27 protein-coding genes, 1 pseudogene and 1 riboswitch are annotated in these 23,427 nt (G+C 42.5%); of the genes and pseudogenes, 7 read left to right on the top strand and 21 right to left on the bottom strand.

The genetic code is table 11. The features are described 5' to 3' along the window. Position 1: 1 nt before the first annotated feature. Positions 2-517, bottom strand: a complete 516-nt coding sequence (locus tag JQM82_RS02435) for a YcxB family protein (protein WP_235248374.1) — start codon at positions 515-517, stop codon at positions 2-4. A 125-nt stretch (positions 518-642) separates the two neighbouring features. On the opposite strand from JQM82_RS02435, the gene JQM82_RS02430 reads away from it, so the two are divergent. Continuing rightward, complete coding sequence (locus JQM82_RS02430) at positions 643-1,008, top strand: VOC family protein (protein ID WP_235248373.1); 366 nt, start codon at positions 643-645, stop codon at positions 1,006-1,008. Positions 1,009-1,124: 116 nt separating this feature from the next. Here JQM82_RS02430 and JQM82_RS02425 read toward each other — a convergent pair whose 3' ends face one another. From JQM82_RS02425 to JQM82_RS02410, 4 genes are all read right to left on the bottom strand, one after another. Continuing rightward, positions 1,125-1,757 carry an ECF transporter S component gene (locus JQM82_RS02425; protein WP_235248372.1) on the bottom strand — a complete coding sequence of 211 codons (633 nt, stop codon included), beginning with the start codon at positions 1,755-1,757 and terminating at the stop codon, positions 1,125-1,127. A gap of 173 nt (positions 1,758-1,930) precedes the next feature. Continuing rightward, a riboswitch (FMN riboswitch) is annotated at positions 1,931-2,060 on the bottom strand. 85 nt (positions 2,061-2,145) lie between these two features. Next, on the bottom strand, positions 2,146-3,276 hold the full coding sequence (locus JQM82_RS02420; RefSeq protein WP_235248371.1) for a DUF362 domain-containing protein: 1,131 nt from the start codon (positions 3,274-3,276) through the stop codon (positions 2,146-2,148). Then, positions 3,277-4,167, bottom strand: coding sequence for a YitT family protein (locus JQM82_RS02415; protein WP_235248370.1), 891 nt, complete (start codon positions 4,165-4,167; stop codon positions 3,277-3,279). Between the two features lie 48 nt (positions 4,168-4,215). After that, a complete protein-coding gene (locus tag JQM82_RS02410; protein WP_235248369.1) occupies positions 4,216-6,372 on the bottom strand; it encodes a Tex family protein in 2,157 nt (718 codons plus the stop codon). Between the two features lie 153 nt (positions 6,373-6,525). On the opposite strand from JQM82_RS02410, the gene JQM82_RS02405 reads away from it, so the two are divergent. The 4 genes from JQM82_RS02405 to JQM82_RS02390 all read left to right on the top strand — a co-directional run bounded on the left by JQM82_RS02405 (position 6,526) and on the right by JQM82_RS02390 (position 9,340). Beyond that, positions 6,526-7,128, top strand: coding sequence for a TetR/AcrR family transcriptional regulator (locus JQM82_RS02405; protein ID WP_235248368.1), 603 nt, complete (start codon positions 6,526-6,528; stop codon positions 7,126-7,128). A gap of 40 nt (positions 7,129-7,168) precedes the next feature. Further along, positions 7,169-8,089 (top strand): diacylglycerol/lipid kinase family protein, encoded by a 921-nt coding sequence (locus JQM82_RS02400; RefSeq protein WP_235248366.1) that lies wholly within the window; start codon positions 7,169-7,171, stop codon positions 8,087-8,089. A gap of 208 nt (positions 8,090-8,297) precedes the next feature. Beyond that, on the top strand, positions 8,298-8,888 hold the full coding sequence (locus tag JQM82_RS02395) for a phosphatase PAP2 family protein (protein ID WP_268827648.1): 591 nt from the start codon (positions 8,298-8,300) through the stop codon (positions 8,886-8,888). Between the two features lie 29 nt (positions 8,889-8,917). Beyond that, positions 8,918-9,340 carry a bacteriohemerythrin gene (locus tag JQM82_RS02390; RefSeq protein ID WP_235248364.1) on the top strand — a complete coding sequence of 141 codons (423 nt, stop codon included), beginning with the start codon at positions 8,918-8,920 and terminating at the stop codon, positions 9,338-9,340. Positions 9,341-9,402: 62 nt separating this feature from the next. Here the strand turns inward: JQM82_RS02390 and mutY are convergent, their stop codons facing one another. From mutY to JQM82_RS02360, 6 genes are all read right to left on the bottom strand, one after another. Beyond that, on the bottom strand, positions 9,403-11,184 hold the full coding sequence (gene mutY / locus JQM82_RS02385) for an A/G-specific adenine glycosylase (protein ID WP_235248363.1): 1,782 nt from the start codon (positions 11,182-11,184) through the stop codon (positions 9,403-9,405). Positions 11,185-11,398: 214 nt separating this feature from the next. Continuing rightward, complete coding sequence (locus JQM82_RS02380; protein ID WP_235248362.1) at positions 11,399-11,656, bottom strand: hypothetical protein; 258 nt, start codon at positions 11,654-11,656, stop codon at positions 11,399-11,401. Between the two features lie 110 nt (positions 11,657-11,766). Then, the gene (locus JQM82_RS02375) at positions 11,767-11,907 is read right to left on the bottom strand and encodes a YezD family protein (protein WP_235248361.1); all 141 of its coding nucleotides are present in this window, start codon (positions 11,905-11,907) and stop codon (positions 11,767-11,769) included. Positions 11,908-12,095: 188 nt separating this feature from the next. Further along, positions 12,096-12,506, bottom strand: a complete 411-nt coding sequence (locus JQM82_RS02370; RefSeq protein ID WP_235248360.1) for an ABC transporter ATP-binding protein — start codon at positions 12,504-12,506, stop codon at positions 12,096-12,098. Beyond that, a complete protein-coding gene (locus tag JQM82_RS02365; RefSeq protein ID WP_235248358.1) occupies positions 12,452-12,937 on the bottom strand; it encodes an ABC transporter permease in 486 nt (161 codons plus the stop codon). Before JQM82_RS02365 ends, JQM82_RS02370 begins: the two co-directional genes overlap by 55 nt. 65 nt (positions 12,938-13,002) lie before the next feature. Then, the gene (locus tag JQM82_RS02360; RefSeq protein WP_235248356.1) at positions 13,003-13,683 is read right to left on the bottom strand and encodes a hypothetical protein; all 681 of its coding nucleotides are present in this window, start codon (positions 13,681-13,683) and stop codon (positions 13,003-13,005) included. 288 nt (positions 13,684-13,971) lie between these two features. On the opposite strand from JQM82_RS02360, the pseudogene JQM82_RS02355 reads away from it, so the two are divergent. Next, positions 13,972-15,354: pseudogene (locus tag JQM82_RS02355) on the top strand (glutamate synthase-related protein); the annotation flags it as partial. 141 nt (positions 15,355-15,495) lie between these two features. Further along, complete coding sequence (gene rbr, locus JQM82_RS16465) at positions 15,496-16,071, top strand: rubrerythrin (RefSeq protein WP_235248388.1); 576 nt, start codon at positions 15,496-15,498, stop codon at positions 16,069-16,071. Between the two features lie 114 nt (positions 16,072-16,185). On the opposite strand, the gene JQM82_RS02345 is transcribed toward rbr, so the two are convergent. From JQM82_RS02345 to JQM82_RS02300, 10 genes are all read right to left on the bottom strand, one after another. Beyond that, complete coding sequence (locus JQM82_RS02345) at positions 16,186-17,073, bottom strand: YitT family protein (protein ID WP_331472749.1); 888 nt, start codon at positions 17,071-17,073, stop codon at positions 16,186-16,188. Positions 17,074-17,218: 145 nt separating this feature from the next. Then, the gene (locus tag JQM82_RS02340; protein WP_235248354.1) at positions 17,219-18,013 is read right to left on the bottom strand and encodes a DUF4825 domain-containing protein; all 795 of its coding nucleotides are present in this window, start codon (positions 18,011-18,013) and stop codon (positions 17,219-17,221) included. A gap of 102 nt (positions 18,014-18,115) precedes the next feature. Next, positions 18,116-19,444, bottom strand: coding sequence for a replication-associated recombination protein A (locus JQM82_RS02335; RefSeq protein WP_235248353.1), 1,329 nt, complete (start codon positions 19,442-19,444; stop codon positions 18,116-18,118). After that, on the bottom strand, positions 19,444-20,172 hold the full coding sequence (locus JQM82_RS02330; RefSeq protein ID WP_235248352.1) for a GNAT family N-acetyltransferase: 729 nt from the start codon (positions 20,170-20,172) through the stop codon (positions 19,444-19,446). Before JQM82_RS02330 ends, JQM82_RS02335 begins: the two co-directional genes overlap by 1 nt. A 59-nt stretch (positions 20,173-20,231) precedes the next feature. Then, a complete protein-coding gene (locus JQM82_RS02325) occupies positions 20,232-20,426 on the bottom strand; it encodes a hypothetical protein (RefSeq protein ID WP_235248351.1) in 195 nt (64 codons plus the stop codon). 75 nt (positions 20,427-20,501) lie between these two features. Next, entirely contained in the window at positions 20,502-21,356 is an 855-nt protein-coding gene (locus JQM82_RS02320; protein WP_235248350.1) for a patatin-like phospholipase family protein, read from the bottom strand. Positions 21,357-21,463: 107 nt separating this feature from the next. Further along, a complete protein-coding gene (locus tag JQM82_RS02315; RefSeq protein ID WP_235248349.1) occupies positions 21,464-21,898 on the bottom strand; it encodes a hypothetical protein in 435 nt (144 codons plus the stop codon). A 25-nt stretch (positions 21,899-21,923) separates the two neighbouring features. Further along, on the bottom strand, positions 21,924-22,418 hold the full coding sequence (locus JQM82_RS02310; protein ID WP_235248348.1) for a hypothetical protein: 495 nt from the start codon (positions 22,416-22,418) through the stop codon (positions 21,924-21,926). A gap of 144 nt (positions 22,419-22,562) precedes the next feature. Then, on the bottom strand, positions 22,563-22,820 hold the full coding sequence (locus tag JQM82_RS02305; RefSeq protein ID WP_235248347.1) for a TfoX/Sxy family protein: 258 nt from the start codon (positions 22,818-22,820) through the stop codon (positions 22,563-22,565). Between the two features lie 105 nt (positions 22,821-22,925). Then, positions 22,926-23,420, bottom strand: a complete 495-nt coding sequence (locus JQM82_RS02300) for a hypothetical protein (protein ID WP_235248345.1) — start codon at positions 23,418-23,420, stop codon at positions 22,926-22,928. Between the last annotated feature and the right edge of the window lie 7 nt (positions 23,421-23,427).

Genomic DNA, 23,427 nt, shown 5'->3' with positions numbered 1-23,427 from the left:
TCTATCTTCTTTTATCAAGTCTGTGGATTCTGACCGCTGTCACCGGCATATTTTTATAGATCAAGTCTACAATCGCTGTATAATTGTCCTCTATCTGATCCACAGGAAGAATAATTGCCTGCTTCTGTTCATCAAACAGCATGATGATGCGTTTTCTCGAAACAGCCTTCTTAAACTTTTTCCAGGATGCTTTTCCGCTGTCCTGCGGAGTCGTTGTTGTAACTCCACTGTCTTCAAATTCATAGATCACCGGTACATCCAGCCGTCTGGAGCCGCTCATCCGTTTTCTGACTTTTCTTTTGATCAGATACGGAAAGATAACCAGAAGAACTACGGCAAATGCTGCATACAGAGCCATCAGACTCAGACATTCCTTCATTGCAAATACAATGGTCAAGACAATATTAATGACTGCCAGTACAGATACCAGAACTCCCACACCACTTGAATAGATCTGATAAAGCATAAAATCTGTCATGGACTGAATATCCATCTTCACCTCAACCTTTACAGGCATGCTATCACCTCTCCCGCCTAAAAAACAGTCTTTGCCGGATCATTTTGTACATTATAACACATCTTTTTTTCTTCTGCTACTCATGTTATACTAAAACTAACAGTTTAACAATTCAGGAGGTAATCATGAAATTTTCATTTTATCACAACAATATCAATGTTTTTGATCTAAAAAAATCAGTAGATTTCTATCAGAAAGCTCTGGGGCTTACCATAACAAGAGAAAAAGAAGCGGAAGACGGAAGCTTCAAACTTGTATTTCTGGGTGACAATACAACATCTCATCTTCTGGAACTGACGTGGCTTCGGGATATGGATCGTCCTTACAATCTCGGTGATAACGAGATACATCTTGCCATGCGTTCGGATGATATGGACGCTTCTCTCGCTTATCACAAAGAAATGAACTGTGTCTGCTATGAAAACATGGATATGGGCGTCTACTTTATCAACGACCCTGACGGATACTGGATTGAAATCTGTCCCGCATAAATAATAAAATTCCACAAGAATGCTTCGATGATCGTTCGGTTATCGAAGCATTTCTTGTGGAATTTGCACATTTTCAGGATTGTATGTCTTGCTTATACATCAGTCCTGTCACGGATCTATGCATTCATCTTTAATATCGGGCTAATCTTTTTATAGATCAGGAATACGATCAATGATACCAGAACTCCTTTCAAAAGGTTAAACGGTGCTACTGCAAAGATGACAAAAGTAGTAAGACTGGTAATATGACTGTTCACTGCTGTTCCCATTCCAACCAGTGCATCGATCGGCATTCCAAATGCTTTTGCATACGTTGGAAGAAGAACAAAGGCATTCAGAAAACATCCTACAAATGCCATAAACAGAGTACCTGTTAACATTCCGATGATCGCACCTTTTCTTGTATGATTCATTTTGTAGATCCAGGCCGCCGGAAGAACCATCGCACATCCGATCAGGAAGTTGGCAAACTCTCCGACGCCCGCAGTTGTTGTTCCGTTGATCGCAAAATTCAGAAGAATTTTCACAAATTCAATTGCTGCTCCTGCCAGAGGTCCCATCGCAAAGCTTCCTACCAGAACCGGAACTTCACTGAAGTCAATCTCATAAAAAGACGGCGCAAACGGAAGCGGAATCTCAAAAAGCATCAGCACTACCGCAATTGCAGACAGCATACCAATCTGAGCCATCATTCTTACTTTGTTCTTTGTTTTTACATTCTGTTGTGTCACTGCATCTGTTGTGTTCATTTTCTTTCTCTCCTTTAAGCACATCATATTATTATTTAAGAAAGAAACTCTTCCTGGAACCATGCAATGATACGAAGATTGTAAACGGTCACCACATCTAAGAAAGCATTCCTGTAGAACCAAAAATACCCCGACAATTATCTGTCGGGGTAAAAAAATATCCATATCATTACACTACTCTTCTCTCATCCAGACTGTACTGTCGGTCCCGGAATCTCACCGGATCGGCCTCTGTATGATCTTACACAAAGGTTCGCGGACTCTACCGCCGGTTGGGACTTACACCCTACCCCGAAGAATTTTCTTTACGTAGCAATTATAATACGCTGCATATAATTATGCAAGCATAATCTGACAAAAGCAACACGATTAAAAATATTTATCAACATTATCTAATAGTAATGATCTCATATTCTCTGGTTCCAAGACCGATCTTCTCCGCATGTGCCAGACATGTCTTATACTCCGAATTCGGTGTTGTGTTTTCGAAATGGTCGTGGTGATCGCAGAATTCTTCTTTTTCCATAGCTTCACTCAACTGACTGTTCGGCAGAGGAGTTGCGCTCAGACAGGCATCTGCACAGGCCTGATCAAGAGCCAGCGGATCAAACGATGCAAACATTCCGATATTCGGCAGAATCGGAGCATCATTCTCACTATGGCAGTCACAGTTTGGTGACACATCCACGATAAGCGAGATATGAAAATTCGGTCTGCCATCAACAACAGCCTTTGTATACTCTGCCATACGACAATTTAATTCTTTTGTTGCCGCACTGTCAGAAAATTCAATCGCATCAAAATTGCACGCACCGATGCATCGGCCGCAGCCAACGCATTTTTCTTTATTGATCGACATCTTCCGCGTTTCTTCGTTGTAGTCCAGGCCCTGATTGGCACATTCCTTCAGACATCTTTTACAGCCGCGGCACAATTCCTGATCAATTCCAGGTTTTCCATTCATATGCTGGTCTTTCTTTCCCGCACGTGATCCGCATCCCATTCCGATATTCTTAATCGTTCCCCCGAATCCTGTCGTCTCATGCCCTTTAAAATGTGTCAGGCTGATAAAGATATCAGCATCCATGACTGCTCGTCCGATCTTTGCATTCTGGATATATTCACCGCCATTTACCGGAACTTCTATATCATCCGTTCCTTTCAGGCCATCTCCAATGATGATCGGACATCCGACTGTAAGAGGTGTAAACCCATTCTCCCATGCACAGTACAGATGTTCCAGTGCATTCTTACGGCTTCCCGGATACAGCGTATTACAATCTGTAAGAAACGGTTTCCCGCCCAGTTCTTCCACAACATCTACGACTGCCCTTGCATAGTTCGGTCGCAGAAAACCCAGATTTCCAAGTTCACCAAAATGCATTTTGATCGCGACAAACTTACCATCCATGTCAATCTGTTCGATTCCTGCCGCCTTAATCAGTCGTTTTAATTTTGTAGGCAGCCCTTCCCCGAGCTTCGTCCTGAAATCCGTGTAATATACTTTTGCCTTTTCCATTTAATTCTCCTCCTTTAACTCCTGTTCTTCTTCATAGCGAATTCTTTCCATTGAAAATCCGCGTCCTCTTACCTCGTTAATCTGCGAAATCGTAATAAACGCCTTCGGATCAATCGTCTGTACCATCTCTTTTACCGAATACAGTTTTCGATTCGGGATAACACAAAGTACCCCCTGCTGCTGTTTCTGTCCATATCCGGTCTCGATTTGAACCATCGTAACTCCTGCATCAATCTCCTTTAACACACGTCCCTTGATCTCCTGATATTTTTCAGAAACTATAAACAGCTGAATCTGTGACTGTCCCATCAGCATCACCCGATTCAACACCACCGTACTCAGAACCAGACACAAGATACCATACAGGATCTGTTCTGAATCCGAGAAAAGGATCTGAGATCCCAACACAAGAAAATCCACAACATATAGCAGAATCGCAATCGGGATATGAAACCATTTGTTGAATACCAGTGCCAGAATGTCTGTACCTCCTGTAGATGCTCCCACTCGCACAATCACTCCGATCCCGGCTCCAAGCAATATCCCTCCATACACGGAAGCCAGCATCACATTGTCTGTCAGGCTGTCAATTCCAGGTATTGCCTGTATGACAGAAAGAAATATCGGATATACGAAAGTACTGATAATCGTCGTAAATGCAAACGTTTTCCCCAGTACAAATGCTCCCACCAAAAACAATATAATGTTAACCACAAAAATAATCGTAGACAGACTGACCGGAACATAATGCGAGATCGTAAGACTGATACCCGTCGCACCACCCATAACAATTCCATACGGTACAACAAATGCCGCAACCGTAAACGCAAGAAGTAAATTCCCCAAAAGTACTCCTGCAATTGTAAAAATACTTTTCTTCCAGTTTTTCATTTTTTACACCTCTTTCAATGACCTCTATACCACTCTATCCGTATCAGATCAGGAAATTCCTTTCATACTGAGCTGAATTCTTTTTTTCTTAAGGTCCACACTCAACACTCTTACATCCACGATATCCCCAACACTTACTACTTCCAGCGGATGTTTGATGAATTTCCTATCCGTAATCTCCGAGATGTGAACCAGTCCATCCTGATGCACACCGATGTCCACGAACACGCCAAAGTCAATTACATTGCGTACCGTTCCCTTCAATATCATGCCTTCCTTCAGATCCTTCATCTCAAGAACATCCGTTCTGAGAATTGGTTTTGGCATCTCATCACGCGGATCCCGCGCCGGTTTTTCCAGTTCTTTTACAATATCCCGAAGCGTAATCTCTCCGATATTCAGTTCTCTTGCAAGTCTGTCATAATCTCTGATCGTAAGCGACAGCCCTGTAAGCTTGCCTCCGCTGATATCCTCAACAGCAAATCCCTGTCTTGCGAGAAGCTTTTCAGCAGCATCATATGATTCCGGATGCACACTGGTTCCGTCGAGTGGATTCTCTCCCCCCTGTATTCTCATAAAACCGGCACACTGTTCATATGCTTTCGGTCCGAGTTTTGCCACTTTCAGAAGCTGTTTTCGATTGGTAAACTTTCCATTTTCTTCCCGGTATGCCACTATATTTTTCGCAACCGTTCCGGAAATTCCAGAAATATACGCAAGAAGCGGAGCCGATGCTGTATTCAGATCCACCCCTACTTTGTTCACACAATCCTCTACAACTCCGGACAACGCATCGCTTAACTTTTTCTGATTCATATCATGCTGATACTGCCCGACACCAATGGATTTCGGATCAATCTTAACCAGTTCAGCCAGTGGATCCTGCAGACGTCTCGCGATAGAAGCTGCACTTCTCTGTCCCACATCAAACTTTGGGAACTCTTCCGTAGCAAGTTTACTTGCCGAATACACCGAAGCACCTGCTTCATTTACAATCACATACTGTACTTTTTCCGGAATCTCTTTAAGAAGTTCTACAATAAACTGCTCTGATTCTCTGGATGCCGTCCCATTTCCCAGAGAAATCAGTGAAATATTATATTTTGTTATAATCTTTTTCAGCAGATCCTTGGATGCCTGTATCTTTTTCGGCGTCGTAGGCGCTGTCGGATAGATCACCGTTGTTCCGATCACCTTTCCCGTGGGATCGACTACTGCCAGCTTACAGCCGGTACGGAATGCCGGATCCCACCCCAGAACCGTCTTTCCGACAATCGGAGGCTGCATCAGAAGCTGTTCCAGATTCTTTTTAAATACTCCGATCGCCCCATCCTCTGCCTTTTCCGTCAGATCATTTCGAATCTCGCGTTCAATTGCCGGTGCAATCAGCCTCTTATAGCTGTCTTCAATCGTTTCTTTCAGCACCGGTATTGTATATGGATTCTCCTTATGGATGACCTTTTTCTCCAGATATCGGAGGATATCTTCCTGCGGCGCTTCTATCTTAACCGCCAGAAACTTTTCTTTTTCTCCGCGGTTCAACGCAAGAATCCGGTGTCCGGCGATTTTCTCTATTGACTCTTCAAATTCATAGTACATCTCGTATACAGATTCTGCATTTTCATCTCTGGCTGCCGAAACCACCTTCCCCTTCTGCATCGTACGCTTCCGAATCCAGATTCTGTAATCCGCCTCATCAGAGATACTCTCTGCAATGATGTCTTTTGCACCTGCAACAGCTTCCTCCGGTGTAAAAACTTCTTTTTCCGGATTCACGTATTCTGCCGCGCAGTCAAGTGCCGGCTCCTTAAGCTGCTGAAGCATAATCAGTGAAGCCAATGGCTCCAGACCTTTTTCTTTGGCGATGGTTGCTCTTGTCCGCCTCTTCGGCCGATATGGGCGATACAAATCTTCCACCACAACCAATGTCTCTGCCGCAAGAATCTGTCTCTTCAATTCCTCTGTCAGTTTGCCCTGTTCCTCAATGCTGGAAAGAACCTGTTCCTTCTTCTCCTCCAGACTTCGCAGATACATCAGCCGTTCATGCAGAGTTCTAAGCTGTTCATCATTCAGTGTACCTGTTACTTCTTTTCTATATCGCGCAATAAACGGAATCGTATTGCCTTCATCAATCAACTTGACTGCCGCATCTACCTGCCATTGTTTTACGCCAAGTTCTTCCGTAATCTTCTGATTAATCTCCATATATCTATGTCCTTTCTGATCAACTGAAGTTCATTATAACTGAATTCCTTTATGCATGCAACGTCATACCCGATACAGAGTTCACTCTGTTTTCTTGAAAAAGAGAGAACCCTGTGATATAATTAACACAATACAGTAAAGGGAGTATTATACATGAATTACGAATCACAGGAACTGTCAAAACAACAGCTGAAATCCAGAGAAACCAAAGCGAAAATCTTTCGGGCAGCCAAACACATTCTTCAAAAAAAAGGCTATGAGCAGCTGTCCATAAAAAATATATGTGAAGAGGCCGGTGTATCAAACGGCAGCTTTTATCACCATTTTAAAACCAAAGACGACCTGTTATCCTACTATATTGAAGAGCAGCCCAGCATCAATCCGGATTATCTGGATCTTCCTTCCAATGCGGCGGAAGCAAAGGAGGCCATTGTACGTGTATACCTGAATTATGTACACTACTGTGAGGAGCTGGGAGTAGAGTTTATGTCCAACTACTACACTCCGAAAAACCAGTCCCTGAATCCTCTGATCCGCACGGAACGGCCATATCCGATCATCACTGTACACAACTATCTGGAAAAAGCGATCCGGGCAGGTATCATCACGCCAAAACTTACTTTGGATGATATCACAACAGACATCCGCATGATCGTCATCGGTAATGTCTTTGAATGGTGCCTGAAAAGCGGAGACGCTGATTTTGAGGGAAATATGAAACGTTCTTTAGAAACATATTTAAGCGGTGCGTTTTAATTCTGAATATTATATATGCAAAAGCTAAGGGGAAGCAATTATGTATACATTTATTACGAATCCAAATGCAAGATCCGGTCTCGGACAAAAGTTATGGAATGATATCGAATCTGTTCTTATAGAAAGGAACGTTAACTATCAGATTCTGTTCACAAAATACCAGCATCATGCTACCAGCCTTGTACGTGAGCTGACATCCGATCTTGAATGTCACACCATTGTAGTAATAGGCGGCGACGGAACCATCAACGAGGTCATCAATGGAATTGTATGTCTCGACAAAGTAACTCTCGGTTACATTCCAATGGGATCCGGCAATGATTTTGCAAGAGGTCTTGCACTGCCCACAGATATCCGGCAGGCACTAGACAACATCCTCACACCTTCCCGTTATATCAGAATGGACATCGGCGTTCTCTCTTATGGGGAAGAGAAACGAAGATTTGCTGTAAGTGCAGGTATCGGCTTTGACGCTGATATCTGCCATCAGGTTGTAATATCTCCATTAAAAGCATTTTTTAATCGATTAAAATTAGGGAAACTGACTTATACCTGTGTTGCACTTCACAGGCTATTCGCTATGAAGACAGCCACTCTCACCTTAACTCTGGACGATGGTCGTCAGGTTCGATATCCTCATACCTACTTTGCTGCTGCCATGAATCTTCGGTTTGAAGGAGGCGGCTTTATGTTCTGTCCAAAGGCAGACTATAAAGACGGTTTTCTTGACATTATCACCATATCAGGTCTTCCAAAACTGAAAGTTCTGGCACTTCTTCCGACCGCATTCAAGGGATGGCATGTGCATGTGAAAGGAATTCATATCACTTCCTGCAAATCAGTTGATATCACCAGTGAACGGGCGCTTCCGATACATACCGACGGAGAACCGATATTTCGCCAGACGCACATCAATATCTTTCTGGAACCGGATCAATTACGAATTATTGCGTCACCATAAAAGATATACGAAACACCTTCTAAAAATTATTAACAAATAGTGAACTTGGTTGTTCATTCCTTTTTTTCATGTTATAATGCGGGTTGAAACTTGAATAGAATAATAAGGGCTTATCAAAGGAGATGTTATTGTGCAAGCCATTCATCAAGTAAAAAAACTTGCGAAAAAGTATAGCCATGCATGGGTTTTATTGTATATTCTGATTTATATGCCGTGGTTCACTTACCTGGAGAATCGTCAAAGCATTCATTACTACGTAATTCATTCTCCGATCGATAATCATATACCGTTTATTGAATATTTTGTAGTGCCATATCTTTTGTGGTTTGTATTTATTGCAGTAACAATGGGATATTTTTTCTTTACAGACAAGTGGGGATTTTATAAACTGGCAGCCTTTTTATTTACGGGAATGACGGTCTTTCTTATCATATGCACCATCTTTCCCAATGCTTTAAATCTAAGACCCACAACATTTGCGAGCGATAATATATTTATAGATCTCGTAAAAGTGGTATACCGGGCAGACACACCTACCAATGTCCTGCCAAGTATACATGTATTTAATTCTTTAGGCTCCTGTATTGCAATTGCACACAGTGATGCATTAAAAAAGCATCGAATGATTCAATACAGTGCCTATACATTAGCAGTTCTGATTATTCTGTCAACTGTATTTTTAAAACAGCATTCTGTGACAGATGTAATCGCAGCGGTTGCTATGGCATGTATCATATACCCGTTCGTATATGTTACGGAAGAGCGGAAAGCTCCAAAGCTTTCCCACCAGCCAATATAATTTCATAGGATCTAAGGAGGAGACGTATTATGTATGCAGAATTTAGTGACAACCTTGTAACCGGTAATGAGATGATTGATGCTCACCACAAAGAACTGATCGATCGAATCAACAAGCTTCTGGACAGTTGCGAACAGAGCAACGAAAAGGCAGTTGCTGTCCGTACACTGGATTATTTATCCGAGTACACAGATTTCCATTTCTCAGCAGAAGAGCAGCTTCAGCGCGAGATTGATTATCCTGGCTTTGCAAAACACAAAGAACAGCACGACGCATTTAAGCAGACAATCAAAGAACTGGAAGAAATGCTGGAAGAAGAAGAAGGCCCATCTCAGGCATTCGTTGAAAAAGTGCAGGAAAACGTAATCAAATGGTTCTATACCCACATTGAAGGCTTTGACCGTTCTGTCGCTGAATACAAAAATATGCGTGACAGCCACGAACGTCTGTAATCCTGAATATGTAGTTTAAAGGACTGTCGCAAAAATACATCTGTATTTTACGACAGTCCTTTTTATATACTTCTTTTGATTCCTGCATGACTGACATACTTTTCAAATGCGGACGGAATCGAATATTCTCTTTCTATCTCCTCCGGCCGGATAAATAAAAATCCTTTCCGGTTCGTTTTTTCCAGTTCATCGACAACCACTTCATATCCCTTCATATGCCATTCAATATGACTGAATACGTGTTTTGCATTTTCCAGCTTTTTTATCCGCACAGGCATAAGACCGATCTCTTTACAATATGCTGTAACTTCATCCTGGCTCATCCAGCCTTCCAGATTCGGGAATTCATATAAGCCGGCCAGAAGTCCCTTTGGCGGTCTCTTCTGGATTGCAAGTTTCTGTCCGTCTTTAAAAAGAAGAACGGTTCGTTTTTCGATTTTTCTGGCTTTCCCTTTACTCTTTACAGGGATCTCTGATATCACTCCTGCTTTTCTCGCTTCACACAGATATGCCACCGGACATTCCTCACACTTTGGACTTCCGTTCGGCACACACACGATCGCTCCCAATTCAATCAATCCCTGGTCAAAGTCTCCGGCAGCATGAGCAGGAATAACCGCTTCCAGTGCTTCTTCCATTCGTGTGCGCACACTCTGCTTCATGATATCTTCTCTGCTTCCGGTAATTCTTGAAATCACACGAAGGACATTGCCATCCACTGCAGGTTTGGGAAGTCCATATGCAAATGCGCTGATTGCTCCTGCCGTATAGCGACCAATCCCCTTTAAGGAAAGGATCTCCTCATACGTATCGGGAAATCTCCCCTTAAAATCTGTCATGATTTGCTTTGCTGCCGCCTGCATATTACGAACTCTGTTATAATATCCCAATCCTTCCCACAGCTTTAACAAGGTATCTTCCCTCGCTTCTGCCAGATCCTTCACGGTCGGAAGTTCCTGCAAAAACCGTTCATAGTAAGGCTTTACTGCTTCTACACGTGTCTGCTGAAGCATGATCTCCGATACCCACACGCGATAAGCATCCGGATTCTTTCTCCACGGAAGATCTCTTTTATGTCCTGTATACCACCGGACGATCGGATCGGCAAGTTCATACAATGCTGGATTCTCCAGTATGACCGGAACTCTCTGCGCAATATGGATCTCCTGCTGCGATACCGCACAGTCGTACGCCACCACATGGACACCCTCTCTGGCCGCGTTCTGAAGTGCCTCGCAAAATGCCGGATGTGTATCCATATTCGGAGTAAAGTAACGGACATCTCTCATCTGGATCACAAAAAAAACATATGCTTCATAACCTTCACGTACTGCTCTCGTCAATTCCTCTACATGCTTTACAGCTCTTTCACTGGGCGCATCCGGGAAGCGCACCCTCCCATTTTCTTCCAGTGTCACACCTTTCACTTCTATAAGAACTTTTTTCTCTCCTGCTTCCACATACAGATCGATCCTCGAATTTCCATAGGTATATTCGGGACGAATTCTGGTAATTCCTTCAATCAGGTTGCCTTCTTCCAGCCACTCTTTTACTGCTTTATTCGGAACCTGAGAATCCATATTCACGAGTTTTACGACATCTTCTTCACAATCTCCGGATACATGTTTTACCACTTTATCCACTGCAATCAGATCCCATTTTGTCTTACGTTTTGGGTCAAAAGCTTTCTGCAGATAGACGGTAGCTCCGGGAACCAGAAGTTCTGCACATCTTCCGGTATTCTTTACATGTACTGTTTCTGTATCTCCGTCAATCTCTGCATACGCAATAAACCGATTCGGCCTTGCAATAAATGTTCCTTTTTGAATATTTTCATATTTCATCTGTCACTCATTATCCTTTTCAACTTTTTTACAAAGTAAAAAAGCCTCCATTTAATATGAAAGGCTTTTTAGAAGGGAACGTGGTGGAGATCTCACCACAAGCAATATTATCGTTTGATTGTATTATAGCCCAACGTTCCCGATAAATCCAATCACTAATTTTAATATACATTTTCATTTATAGAAATACTCTATATCATGCTTTTTTATCCATCTACGCATCAAAATCTACATGATATACAGTCTCTCCGTCATGAATATCCACATAGTGCAGATCAAACTGATTCTTCAGGATCTCCATGCATCCCTGATAGAACAATGTATCGCTTTTTTTGATTCCGAATATATAGGTACCTTCTTCCTGAGCATCCGCTTCATCACTGACTTCATTATAGAATTCTCTCCCGTCAATTTCTCCCGGATAACCTGCATTTCTTATCTTTTCCTCAATCAGTCTGTACAATTCTTCCATAACCTAATCCTTTCTGACATCATTCACAGGCCGCTGCCAATTATCATAAGTTATTTTACCACGAATCCTTCTGTTTTGAAACTGATAAGTTATGTCAACCGAAGACCTCATTATATTCTTATTTTCTCTTCTTTCTGTATCTGTACAATTTTACTGTCCTGTATCACTAAAGTAATCGATCCAAACCGGAGTTCTTTGATCATCTGTTGAAGCAGTTTAATATATTCGTCATTTTTCTGCTCATCCGCCATATTTTTCTCCCCTTTCCATCTACTTATTAGTCCATGATAACACAGCAGAATATTACTGTCTAATTCTCAAAAAAAATATCCGGCAATAAATTAAACTTATAACCATACCGTTTGATATTTTCATATATATCCTTACTTTCTATGATTCCATATTTTGTATTTATCGTTGTCATCCCATCTCACCCATACTAGATATAATAATTGATGCTCTCTTCATGTGCAAAGTTAAGCTGTTCCAGTATTTTATTTCTATATAAAGTAAAGGCAGAATGACTTCTGTTTCTCGGATATCCCATCTCAATATTGATCTCATTAATGATTCTTCCCGGTCTTGGAGACATTACGATTACCTTCTGAGAGAGATAGATTGCTTCATCCACGTCATGTGTGATCAGAATCATCGTATTGCCTCTTGCTTTCCACAGGTCAATCAGAGCATCCTGAATATTCATTCGGGTAAATGCATCCAGAGCTCCCAGCGGTTCGTCCAGCAGCAGTACATCCGGTTCATTTGCAAGAGCCCTTACAAGTGCGACACGCTGACTCATACCACCGGACAATTGATTTGGATAAGACTTTTTGAATTTTGTAAGTCCCACAATATCAAGAAGCTGCTCTGCAAGTTCCTTTTTTCTTTTACCTTCTTGCAGGACTTCAGACCAAACAGAACATTATCCCAGACAGTCAGCCACGGGAACAACGCATGATCCTGAAAAACCAGTCCTCTCTTTTCACTTGTCCCGATAATCTTCTCTCCATTACAATAGACTGTTCCCAATGTCTGAGCAACTTCGTAATAGTTTTTCGGCACATTCGCCACACCCGTCATTGAAGAAACTGTAACCGGGAACCAGACTCCCAATCCAATCAGAAATGCAGAACCGCCAAACATGGATGTTGCAAGCATCATCACAATCGGCATATAGGTAGTTGTAGGAATTGCTCCCAGAACCTTTGTGACCGGCTGTATCCAGTAACTTATTTTTTTCGACCATCCCGCACCGATCCCTGAGATCAGTCCGACAATCACACCTCCGAAATCTACTGTTCTCTCTTTACTCCGCCGTACAATGGGGCAGTTATTTTTATGGGCTTTTATTTATTCAAGGTTCTCTCCGCTTCAAGCTCTGCCCGTATCTCATCCACACGTTTCATAATGCTGTCAATCGCATCAATCTCATCCTGTGCACGTTTCTGGTTCTTTCTCATATCCTGTTCCAACTGAGCCCGTTTAGACAGATCTCTCCTGAAAAGTAATTTGAACATAGTTCTTACAAATGGCTGTATAAAAAACAATTGCGTAAAGAACGCAAACGGGAAATTAAGGCATACAAGCTTCAGCCAGTTTGCAAGCAGCGTCCAGATACAGAATCCCTGATAATATGGATAATAAAACCACGCCGCAAGAAAGCTCATGGACGGACACATCAGTCCGACCGTGGCACAGATGATTGCACTCTCAAATATCATCGGGTGATTTTTCCTGGGATCAAAGACTTTGCTTGCCAGCCGAAATGAACAGGGACTTCCCATCACACATTCCAGCAGATAGGCGAAAAAGAACTCTATCAGAATCACCGACCAGATGGACAGCATTTTCCCAAACATGTACACTCCACCCTGCGCATGAATGGCATGAATGACGGAGTCTTCACCAGTCAAACTCATCAAAAGGGTTCCGTTCACTACATACAGGCTGTAAAAAACATACGCATGTACAGTTACTAATACAGTCAGGAAGGCAAAGACCATCCTTTGAAATTGATTTCTTGGCATTATTTTTTTCCTCCTTTTTCACAAAAAAATAGTGCAGGCACCTGATTCTTGAACTTCTCATAGTTACCGTAATCAGATTTATGTGCCCTGCACTACTTGTGTCGTTTATGTATCATTATCCTTTTACCGAAACATAACTTACCATAAATCTCTGCAAAAAATCAAGAATAAATTCATTTTTGTATTTTATCTGGGTACTCTATCGCTTGACGAATCAAAATAATTCCTTTATAATAGTAATAGTTATTAATATTGTTTTTAAACTAACAATACAAAGGAGGTGCCTGAATGGCAATTTACAAATGCATTGTCTGCGGTGCAATCTATGATGAAGAAAAGGAAGGTAAACCGATTACAGATCTCGAGGGCTGCCCGGTATGCAAACTTCCGATTTCCAATCTGGTACGCACAGACACAGACAAAGAAGACCCCATACTACAGTCTTATTCCGGTGAGCTGGCTTACGACAGTTCTACTGCCCGGCATGATCCATCCTGCCGTTATATGGAAGAAATCCATGAAATGGCAGTAACAGGAAAATCCATTGGAGGTTCCATGGGAACGAAGATGCCTATGCCGGACTGGGACGATATCCTGCTGCTTGGTGCACAGCTCAACCCACCGCCGCTCAATGACGAAGATGAAGTAGATACTGTTACCGTAATCGGTAAACACGCAAAAAAACCTATGGTACTGAATAGCCCGATCTATATTTCCCATATGTCTTTCGGTGCTTTATCCCGGGAAATCAAGGTAGCTCTGGCGAAGGGTTCTGCAATGGCAAAAACTGCCATGTGCAGTGGAGAAGGCGGTATTCTGCCGGAAGAAAAGCAGGCGGCGTACAAATACATATTTGAATATATTCCGAATAAGTACAGTGTAACGGATGAAAATCTGCGCTCTTGTGATGCAATTGAGATCAAGATCGGTCAGGGCACAAAACCCGGAATGGGCGGACATCTTCCAGGCGAAAAAGTGACTGCAGAAATCGCTGCAATCCGTGGGAAAAAGCAGGGGGAAGATATTCAGAGCCCGAGTAAATTCCCGGAACTGAATTCCAGAGAGGATCTGCGGGAAATGGTTGATATGCTCCGTGAACGTTCTGACGGTCGTCCGATCGGTATCAAGATTGCTGCCGGTAACATTGAACAGGATCTCGAATACTGTGTCTATGCACGTCCTGACTTTATCACGATTGACGGAAGGGGAGGTGCTACAGGATCCAGTCCTCTGCTTCTCAGAGAAGCGACCACCGTTCCTACCATCTATGCACTGTATCGCGCCAGAAAGTATCTTGATGCGGTTGGTTCTGACATCTCTCTCGTAATCACCGGCGGCTTACGTGTATCTGCTGATTTTGCAAAAGCGCTTGCTATGGGAGCTGATGCCATCGCCATTGCAAGCTCTGCACTGATTGCAGCTGCCTGTCAGCAATACCGGATCTGCGGCACAGGAAATTGTCCGGTTGGAATCGCCACCCAGAATCCGGAATTGAGAGAACGTCTGAAAGTAGAAGCCGCCGCCAAACGGGTAGCAAACTTTTTAAATGTATCGCTCAGTGAGCTTCGCACTTTTGCAAGAATAACAGGAAATCGTTCTGTTCACGGATTATCTCTGGATAACCTTGTAACTACAGACAGAGATATTGCAGATTATACCGATATCCGCCATGTCGGCCGGGCCCTGGACTATGGCATTCCAACATCTACCACTCAAAAGGAGGAAACAACGATGAAACAATACAGATGTAAAGTATGCGGGGAGATTTTTGAAGTAAAGGACGGGGAGACACCGGTATGTCCACGCTGCAGAATGTCCGGTGATAAGCTTGAACTAATTACAGCAGAAAATAAGAACAAATATGCAGGTACTCAGACAGAAAAGAATCTGCAGGCTGCTTTTTCCGGTGAATCCGGAGCCAGAAACAAATACACCTTCTTTGCTTCTGTTGCAAAAGAGGAAGGTTTGGAGCAGATTGCCGCATTATTTTTAAAAACTGCTGAAAATGAACGCGAGCATGCAAAGATGTGGTTCAGAGAGTTGAACGGAATCGGTGATACAGCTGCGAACCTTGCCGCTGCCGCTGACGGTGAGAATTATGAATGGACCGATATGTACGATGGCTTCGCAAAAACTGCAGAAGAGGAAGGCTTCCCTGAACTGGCTGCCAAATTCCGTATGGTAGGTGCCATTGAAAAACATCACGAAGAACGGTATCGTGCGCTTCTGAAGAACGTGGAAACGGCATCTGTATTTGAAAAAAGTGAAGTTAAAGTATGGGAATGCCGTAACTGCGGCCATATCGTCGTAGGAACAAAAGCTCCGGAACTCTGCCCGGTATGCGCTTATTCCAAGAGCTATTTTGAAATCCGCGAGGAAAATTATTAAAGACTGGCTGTAAAATATATTTGCTCCACAATATTTTCTGCACTGAAAAACAACAGGTTCAAAAATGTATGAAACACCTTTTGAACCTGTTGTTATCCGAGTGATCCTATATTTCTACAATCTCTTTTCAAAATGACCATCCACAGAGCATCCTTCTGTAAATATCATAAACGCATCCGGATCTATACTATGAACAATCTTCTTAATCTTAGCTACTTCATACTTGGATATCATAACATATAAGATATATGCTGTCTTTTGCGTATATGCACCTTTCCCATCCCAGTTGGTTACTCCACGTCCTGTCTGCTCCATAATTGCCTTTGAAATTCCCTGTTTTTTTGTAATAATCATAACGCTGGTATTGATATTCTGAATATGTATCCGGTCAACTGCAAGCGAGAACACCGTTGCATATATAAGTGAATAGATCACGATCTCAATATTAAACAAAAACAGGCAGACACCATAGACAAAAAAATTGATAATGATCGTCACTTTTCCGACACTGAAGCCCGGATATTTTTTTGAACAATACAACCCGATAATATCCGGTCCTCCCGCCGAAGATCTACCTCGAAGAATCAGTCCGCTCCCTGCACCGCATACAATTCCGCCTATAATACACGCTGTCAGATAGTCTTCCACGATCGGAATCTTCGGGATCGGAACGATAACCAGAAACGAACTCATCAAACCTACCATAATCAACGTTCGCACAGTAAATCCTTTTCCCATAGAACGATATCCTAAGTAAAAAAGTGGAATATTAAAAACAAAATACAGAATACCTGTCAGATTAAGCTGCGGCGGTATCGGAAGATGCAGCCCCTCAGTTAACAATAACCCTGTCAGCTGCGATATTCCCATAAATCCTCCACTATACAGTCCCATAGGTACGATCAACAGGTTAAACCCCGCACTGTAAATCAGATTACCCGCTACAGAACAGACATACTCCGTCATTTTTTCTCTCTTTTTTGCATCCGCCAGATACTTCACTTCATATTCCCCCTTTGTATGTTTTTCTCTCATTTAATTATTTTGAGAAATTCCTGTGTCAGAAGCGATTACCTATATTATAAATCAACTGACGGAACAACACAAACGAAAAGGGAAATATGCACATATAAGTAAGAATGAACCATCAGTCACCGACAAGTCCGGTCTTTTCCATCAACTCCTGCAGTAATACAATATCTGCTCCGATCTCTTTAATATCCTGTCCGGCATATACCGATGCATCTTCTGATGTGACCGTCAGTTCATAAGCTTCTCCGTCTGTTGTATATTCATAGGTCACCCAGTCCAGATTGTCAATTTCCGCAAGCATTACATATGCATATGATTCCAGTTCTTCCCTGGCACCTTCCTGCAGTTTCTCAGGAACAGGATCTGAAAAGATCATTTTCCATCCAAAAGGCGTCTTCTCTGTCTGCAGAACGTTCGTAAAGTTTCCGAATTTTCCCTCCAGATTCAGTGCTGCCACAGTACTTCCGTTTGCCGGCATATCTCCTACATACGGATGTCTGGTATGATATACGGATGAAGTCATTGCTGATATAGAACTTCCATTAGCCCAGATAATTCTGTCATCAATCCTGACCTCTGTAATTTTATCGCATGCAATATATTTTTCTTCAAATTTGTTTTCATAAATCGGACTGTTACGGACACTCCGGAAAGAAAGAATAATCACGCCATCTTCCTCACAAAACTGCACCTTTGAAACGTCCAGTTTCTCATCTATCATTCTTCCTGATATATTCAGTACATTGTCCTGAACTTCTACATAACACGCTATATATTCGCTGCTCACCTGCGTCCCGATCACATAATCTTTTACGATCCAAAACGCTGCTGCCACAACAATAATAATCAGACTGATCCCAAGAATGACTCTTCTGGCATATTTCTGGTAGATCTCATCCATCGGCTGCATATTCTCTCCTCCTTTCGTTCCTTCTATCATGTTAATGAATATTTTCAGTGATTCGTTACAATATATCACAAAATTTTTTATAGTAAAAATGCGATGGCCATTTTATTTCAGCCACCGCACACCAGCTTTCCATTCCTTTATCTTTTCCAGCCGTTCTTTGTATGTTTCTTCCATTCCCTGTCCGTCCGGTCTGTAATACTCCCTTCCGAGAAGCGCATCCGGAAGGCACTGCATATCCGTCAGTTTTTCTTTTGTATCATGCGCATACTGATACCCTTTTCCATAATTCAGATCTTTCATCAGATCTGTCACTCCATTCCGGATTACGAGCGGGACCGGCTCAGCCAATTGCTGTATTGCATCTTTTTTCGCTTCTTCATATGCAACATACAACGCATTGGATTTGGGTGCAAGCGCCATATAGACCACAGCCTGTGTCAGATGAACCGAACACTCCGGCATTCCGATAAAGTGACATGCCTGATAGGCAGCCACCGCAATCTCCAGTGCTTTTGGATCTGCAAGTCCTACATCCTCACTCGCAAATCTCGTCACACGCCTGGCAACATAAAGCGGATCTTCTCCGGCCTCCAGCATACGGGCCAGCCAGTACACCGCCGCATCGGGGTCTGAATTTCGCATGGATTTATGAAGTGCTGAGATCAGATTGTAATGCTCTTCTCCTTTTTTATCATAAAGGAGTGATTTCTTAGACGTACACTGCTCAACTGTCTCCTTTGTCACAGTCACCGTTCCTCTGCTGTCGAGTTCTCCGTTCAGCACTACCATTTCCAGTGTTGAAAGTGCATTTCTTGCATCTCCATTCGCAAAATTTGCAATCATCTCCAAAAGATCCTCTGATATCCGGATATCCTGTCCCCCAAATCCTCTGGAATCTTTCAGTGCCCGCACCAGCAGAGACTTCAGTTCCTCTGTCTTCAATGCCTGAAGAACAAACACCTTACACCTCGAAAGCAACGCACTGTTGATCTCAAATGACGGGTTCTCCGTTGTCGCACCGATCAGAATAATACTGCCTTTTTCTACAAATGGAAGGAATGCATCCTGCTGCGCTTTATTAAATCGATGAATCTCATCCACAAACACGATGGTCCGCTCCCCACAAAAGCGATTCTGTTCTGCCTGCTGCATCACGGTACGGATCTCCTTTATTCCGCTTGTCACGGCTGAAAAGTCAATGAATGCCGAATGCGTTCGATTGGCTATAATCCGGGCAAGTGTTGTCTTTCCGATCCCCGGTGGACCCCAGAAGATCATTGATGAGATCTGATCGCTTTCGATCAGGCGCCGGAGCACCTTTCCCGGTCCCAGTAAATGAGTCTGACCTGCGTATTCTTCCAGATTCTGTGGGCGCAGACGAGCTGCCAATGGTTCCGGTATAGTATTTTCAAACAGTGACATCTGCTCCATTACACATCACAATCCCTTTCTGATGATTCCAGAACTTCCTCTGTATCTCTCTGCTTCTTTTTTGCTTCCCTCTCTTTTCGGATCTGTTCCCGTTGTTTTTTAAAGGAGGCATCCATCGCAGTTCCGATACATAATCCGATTCCCATTCCAAGACACATTCCCGTTGCCGTATTTCCTGACAGATTTCCAAAAGAAAGTCCGATACTGAGTCCAAAAAGCATATAGATTGCCATCCATGAAGTGCTTTCCTTCTCAAGAACGAACCGGTCTCCTTCTTCTCCAACACCATCCGGCTGAAAAGACAATTTCTCCAGGACTCTTCTGGATGCCATATTGTCGGAAGCCACCTCTGCTTCGACAAAATATACATTTTCCTGATACATTGCCCAGTCAATCATCGCTTTCGCTGCTTCCGTTGCATATCCGTTTCCTTCATACTCTGTATCAATTCCATACCCGATCTCCACACTGTAATGTTCCGCCGGGCCTTTGAAACCGATATCTCCAATTTGCTTTCCAACCTCTTTCTTATTCTCTTTCAGGCAGATCTTCCATGCCGTATACCAGATACGCTGATTTGGATTCTGACGGCAGCCGTCCAACATCTCCTGATATGCCTGCTTAAGCTCCGGTGAATCCGTCACCCGGATCAGATTCTCCAGTTCTTCATCTGTCATCGGCAGGATCATCAGTCGCTTCGTCTTCAACTGTACTGTTTTTTTCCCCATTTTTCTTTCACCCTCTTAATCTAATTCCTAATCCAATTCCTAACCCAATTCCAAAATAATTATCTTACTATATACGATGTAACAGCCTGACGTATATACCAGTTCAAACGATGCGAAAATGGTTCACTGTCCTGAAGAAAATCAAAATGATCCACCGCCTTTTCTAATGCCTGAAGACAGTAAAGAACCAGTCCCAGACTCTGCCTGCGTTCTGTCTTCATCTCTGCCCTTTGAAGCTTAAGCGCCTGCTTCATACGTTGTGTTTTTATCTTTGCTATGTATATAATGCACAATGTGCGTTAGATCATTGTTCTATGCACTTTAGTATCCTACTTCTCTGCATCCACAAACTTCCTGATCTCATCCCATCTGTCCAGTGCAGTTTTCTTACCGATTTCATAAGCTTCTTTGAGCTTCTGTGGATTCTTTTCTACACGACTGACCGGCAGAGCCTGTTCCGGCCGAATGACAAGGAATCTTCCTTCCTTTTCTCCTCTTATAATATACTCAAGTGTTTCATTATATATCTCATGCCGCTTCTCCATTGTCTCAATCAGCTTCGGATAAGCCTTATACTGTCTCCGGATCAGCGGCATGATACCTGCTTTCTTTTTCCGGTAATCCAATGGGCGGGTAAGGATAATCACATTTTTCTCATATCCGATACGCTCAAAATATCTGACCGGAATAGAATCTGCAATTCCACCATCCAGCATCTTCCTTCCATCAATCTCAACAATCTGCGATACGACCGGCATGGATGCGGAAGCACGAATCCAGTCAAAGCCCTGTTCTTTCTCTCCTTCATACTTATGATAAACCGCCTCACCGGTCTCAATATCCGTACAGACCACATAGAAATCCATCGGATTCTCCCTGTATGTATCAAAATCAAATACATCGTATTTCAGTGGTACTTCGTGATAACAGAACTCTGTATTGTAAAGATTGCCGGTAGTAAAAAGAGACCGGATACTACAGTAGCGCCTGTCCCTGCAAAATCTAAGATTATAACGAAGCGCACGACCTATCTGCCTCGACTTGTAATTACAACCAAAAGCGGCTCCCGCCGACACTCCGATCGCTCCGTCGAATTCCAGCTGTCGACTCAGCATCACATCCATAACACCGGCGGTAAACATTCCACGCATAGCTCCGCCCTCTAATATTAACCCTGTCTTCATGTACTTCTCCTTTTATACCATCCTTGCAAAAGCAATATCCGCTCTTTCAAATGGAAATCTTTCTCTAGTCAACATCTCCATTATACCACTAACTATCTCAATCGGCATTATTTTGCATTCTGATATGAGATCATAATATGACTGGGAGCAAAGATCACCGCTGCAATCACCAGTAATACCGACCTGCTCATAATCCCGCTGAAAAGGAATAATACAGATGGAATCACAGAAAGTGCAAGCGCCCGGAACATACTGTTTTTTCGAAAACAAATCATCCAGATGATACAATACAAAGCCACCAGAATCACATCCACAATCAGATAGATTGCTAAACACTCGTCAGACCACCAGCCAAACCAGGTTCCCGGAATATTGACGACCATAAATCCAAAGCATCCGAATCTTCCGATTTGCTCCGCCGTCTCGACCAGTTGATTCTTCCATTTGTTTTCAAATCCATCCTTATGTGCAACTGCAAATATGATATTGGGAATCATAATTACGATCATAAATACAAGTCCAAATACATTGATCCATCCCATAAAAACACCTCTGTCTATCCTTTTGTTAGTAGACCGCCATAATACAGCATCCGGTAAGCAGACATGGAATCACTCCCAGTGCCATCCCAATAAAGGAATGAATCACATGGTATTTCTTCTGATGGTATGCCTGATCCATATGTTCTGTTCCCGGAAGACGAATACATCTTATATTTGCAAAAAGTACCCAGTCCAAAAAGAAGCAGTCATACCAGTCGATCAACAGCCACATTCCATAGCTTGCCAGAAAGGCTGATGCAAAATCTTTTGCACCGGCCCACACCACCAATACAGATAATATAGCGAGTGCCAATAACAAAGCAAAACTCTTTTTCAACAATACAGGTATACTAAATGCCTGTGTCGGAATTCTCTCATGATTTTCAAAATAAGCTTCCTGAATATCTTTCGGATAATCATGAATCCACCAGATTGGGTTCCTGATGAGAGGAATCATAATCAATCCGGTAAATAAAATAATAAGCACACAACATTCTATTATGTAAATTGTCCAATTCATATTTCATCCTTCTTTCTTTTCTAAGTAGCGCTATGATTCTTATTTCTTTAACAAAATTATAGCTCTCCGATTAAAATCAGGATAGCCCGGGAATGCAGACAAATGTGTTTATTTTATAGGTAGCATTCTGGTCTTCGGATTCTTCTATTTTTTATGTTCCTGATAGAATTTTTTCAAATCGATCTTTACATCGTCTGGCAACAACGTCTTCTTCACTCCCCGAATAGCACCCTCAAGAGCCATCAGTCGATGAATACATGCCGATTCATCCACTTCCTGTATTCTAAGCCATGCCTCTTTCGCACCAGTTTCTTTTAATTGATCAGCAGTACTGATTCCAACCCGGACAAGTTGTTCTTCTACCTGTTTTCCGATATTCGGAAGCTTTGATAATTCTCCCATAGATGCATCCTCCTTTTGTATTTAACATAGACATCTTCATTTCGACAATTCAAAATCCATGAAGCTTATATAAAATCTTTAAAGCAGCCTGTTCCTTGCTGCTCGTTACGTGTCATATCTGCAAAAATACAGCGTGTCGGTATCTGTATCATATATTCCAATTGTAAAATTAAAAGAAGCCCTGTGCAGAATATCCTCTTCCTCATTCATTTGTCTGTCAATCAAAATATAATATCCATTCTGAATTTCCGGCACCAGAGTATTTCCTCCATCATCCTTCAAATATGGACCAACACTACTGGATTCATCTGTTGTTCCATATACCAGCGCTGTCACAGTTTCATCCATAGGAAAAGCTTTCCAGCTATTATCTTTTCGGATCTGATTCAGCGCACTGTCATCAGCGAAACGATACACGATACAGGAAGTGCCCTCATTATGAAAACCACCATGATCATCTAATTGCGAAATTTCTCTGCCATTTGATACATCAATATTCAGTTCTTTTTCAATCTGATCCTGTTGGTGCTCAGAACTGCAGGCAGTTAAGAATAATGTAAAAGCAACTATTACACTTGTTGCATAAAATAATTTTTTCATATGATAC

The sequence above is a fragment of the Faecalicatena contorta genome, from assembly GCF_021531995.1.
GTDB lineage: Bacteria > Bacillota > Clostridia > Lachnospirales > Lachnospiraceae > Dorea_A > Dorea_A contorta_A.
The sequence above is the reverse complement of the archived record's forward strand: the minus strand, read 5'-3'. Positions and strand labels throughout refer to the sequence as shown.

Bases quoted from the DNA above. Each gene is read 5' to 3' on its own strand.
- JQM82_RS02435 (WP_235248374.1), bottom strand. From the start codon at position 517: ATGCCTGTAAAGGTTGAGGTGAAGATGGATATTCAGTCCATGACAGAT.
- JQM82_RS02430 (WP_235248373.1), top strand. From the start codon at position 643: ATGAAATTTTCATTTTATCACAACAATATCAATGTTTTTGATCTAAAA.
- JQM82_RS02425 (WP_235248372.1), bottom strand. From the start codon at position 1,757: ATGAACACAACAGATGCAGTGACACAACAGAATGTAAAAACAAAGAAC.
- JQM82_RS02420 (WP_235248371.1), bottom strand. From the start codon at position 3,276: ATGGAAAAGGCAAAAGTATATTACACGGATTTCAGGACGAAGCTCGGG.
- JQM82_RS02415 (WP_235248370.1), bottom strand. From the start codon at position 4,167: ATGAAAAACTGGAAGAAAAGTATTTTTACAATTGCAGGAGTACTTTTG.
- JQM82_RS02410 (WP_235248369.1), bottom strand. From the start codon at position 6,372: ATGGAGATTAATCAGAAGATTACGGAAGAACTTGGCGTAAAACAATGG.
- JQM82_RS02405 (WP_235248368.1), top strand. From the start codon at position 6,526: ATGAATTACGAATCACAGGAACTGTCAAAACAACAGCTGAAATCCAGA.
- JQM82_RS02400 (WP_235248366.1), top strand. From the start codon at position 7,169: ATGTATACATTTATTACGAATCCAAATGCAAGATCCGGTCTCGGACAA.
- JQM82_RS02395 (WP_268827648.1), top strand. From the start codon at position 8,298: ATGCCGTGGTTCACTTACCTGGAGAATCGTCAAAGCATTCATTACTAC.
- JQM82_RS02390 (WP_235248364.1), top strand. From the start codon at position 8,918: ATGTATGCAGAATTTAGTGACAACCTTGTAACCGGTAATGAGATGATT.
- mutY (WP_235248363.1), bottom strand. From the start codon at position 11,184: ATGAAATATGAAAATATTCAAAAAGGAACATTTATTGCAAGGCCGAAT.
- JQM82_RS02380 (WP_235248362.1), bottom strand. From the start codon at position 11,656: ATGGAAGAATTGTACAGACTGATTGAGGAAAAGATAAGAAATGCAGGT.
- JQM82_RS02375 (WP_235248361.1), bottom strand. From the start codon at position 11,907: ATGGCGGATGAGCAGAAAAATGACGAATATATTAAACTGCTTCAACAG.
- JQM82_RS02360 (WP_235248356.1), bottom strand. From the start codon at position 13,683: ATGCCAAGAAATCAATTTCAAAGGATGGTCTTTGCCTTCCTGACTGTA.
- rbr (WP_235248388.1), top strand. From the start codon at position 15,496: ATGTCCGGTGATAAGCTTGAACTAATTACAGCAGAAAATAAGAACAAA.
- JQM82_RS02340 (WP_235248354.1), bottom strand. From the start codon at position 18,013: ATGCAGCCGATGGATGAGATCTACCAGAAATATGCCAGAAGAGTCATT.
- JQM82_RS02335 (WP_235248353.1), bottom strand. From the start codon at position 19,444: ATGGAGCAGATGTCACTGTTTGAAAATACTATACCGGAACCATTGGCA.
- JQM82_RS02330 (WP_235248352.1), bottom strand. From the start codon at position 20,172: ATGGGGAAAAAAACAGTACAGTTGAAGACGAAGCGACTGATGATCCTG.
- JQM82_RS02325 (WP_235248351.1), bottom strand. From the start codon at position 20,426: ATGAAGCAGGCGCTTAAGCTTCAAAGGGCAGAGATGAAGACAGAACGC.
- JQM82_RS02320 (WP_235248350.1), bottom strand. From the start codon at position 21,356: ATGAAGACAGGGTTAATATTAGAGGGCGGAGCTATGCGTGGAATGTTT.
- JQM82_RS02315 (WP_235248349.1), bottom strand. From the start codon at position 21,898: ATGGGATGGATCAATGTATTTGGACTTGTATTTATGATCGTAATTATG.
- JQM82_RS02310 (WP_235248348.1), bottom strand. From the start codon at position 22,418: ATGAATTGGACAATTTACATAATAGAATGTTGTGTGCTTATTATTTTA.
- JQM82_RS02305 (WP_235248347.1), bottom strand. From the start codon at position 22,820: ATGGGAGAATTATCAAAGCTTCCGAATATCGGAAAACAGGTAGAAGAA.
- JQM82_RS02300 (WP_235248345.1), bottom strand. From the start codon at position 23,420: ATGAAAAAATTATTTTATGCAACAAGTGTAATAGTTGCTTTTACATTA.